This window comes from Lysinibacillus telephonicus (assembly GCF_003966145.1).
GTDB lineage: Bacteria > Bacillota > Bacilli > Bacillales_A > Planococcaceae > Ureibacillus > Ureibacillus telephonicus.
Map to the genome: position 1 here is coordinate 1 of NZ_RXNR01000153.1, position 1,265 is coordinate 1,265.

Below are 1,265 nucleotides of genomic sequence, written 5' to 3' on the forward strand. Positions count from 1 at the left end.
ATTGACAATCAACCCTAATTTCTTTTCTATAAATTTCACGACTGATTCCATTACTCTGTTTGCAGCTTTCTCACTCTTCACAAAGATAAGAACGTCATCCGCATATCTCACGAATTGGAGTCCTCTATTTTCTAGTTCCTTGTCCAGTTCATTCAACATTATGTTACTTAGCAGTGGGCTAAGGTTTCCTCCTTGTGGGGTTCCAATCGGTGTTTCTTCATATTTCCCCTTTACCATGACCCCACTGACCAAGTATTTTCTTATTAAAGAAATGACATCTCCATCATCGATTGTTTTGGATATAATTCGCATGAGTTTATCATGGTTGACTGTGTCGAAAAATCTTTCAAGGTCAATGTCCACTATCCAATCATATCCATCGTTCAGAAATTCGAGGCTTTTTATGATTGCCATCTCACAACTTCTATTTGGTCTAAAACCGTAACTGTATTCACTGAACTCTTTTTCAAATATCGGACTGAGTACTTGATGAATTGCCTGTTGAACTACCCTATCCACTACTGTTGGTATTCCCAGTTTGCGCATCTTTCCATTTTCTTTTGGGATTTCCACTCGTAAGGCAGCTTGTGGTTGGTATTTTTTGGTTCTGATGCGCTGACGTAGCTCATCCTTGTTCTCTTTCAGATACTTTTTAAGTTCATCAACCGTTATTCCGTCGACTCCACCTGCACCTTTATTTTTATAGACACGTAAGTAGGCTTCATTCATATTTTGATTGCTTAGAATCTTTTCTAATAGTTGCACACTCGTTTCTCCTTTCCTCTTACGTAGTAAGTAATATCTCCATTTTGGTTATCATTTGAGATACGCTCATACTTTCACCATTAACACATTCGGAGTCCGTTACTTACGCATTTGTGGCGTTGAAACACTATAAATTGTTCAGCCCTTCATGACCAAAGGTCATTACTATGGCTTCTGCTGACTTCTTGCGACTAACCGTTTTCGACTGTAACTATGTACATCCGCAAGACCTCCCAGGGTAAGACAACTATCTTTCCTCTTTTACTCGCCTGATTTACTCTGCAAAGTTACGCACATCTTTTGGACTTTAACTTGTTATGGAGTCTTATCCCTTTGTAGAGCCTTGGTATCAGATTTCTGTTCGTCGAGCCAAGATTTTATTCCACGCTTCCTCCAGCCCTTATCTCGCGATAAGTACCTTGCGCTTCCTTAGTGGTTGGTCGATGTGTACCTCCACAGTGGACTTTCACCACCTAGATAGTTGCCATGCCTGGCACACA

General features: G+C 40.2%; 1 protein-coding gene. It reads right to left on the reverse strand.

The genetic code is table 11. The annotated features are described in order from the left end of the window. The coding region (gene ltrA, locus EKG35_RS20660) for a group II intron reverse transcriptase/maturase (protein WP_126296412.1) at positions 1–765 on the reverse strand (765 nt) is incomplete at its 3' end. Between the last annotated feature and the right edge of the window lie 500 nt (positions 766–1,265).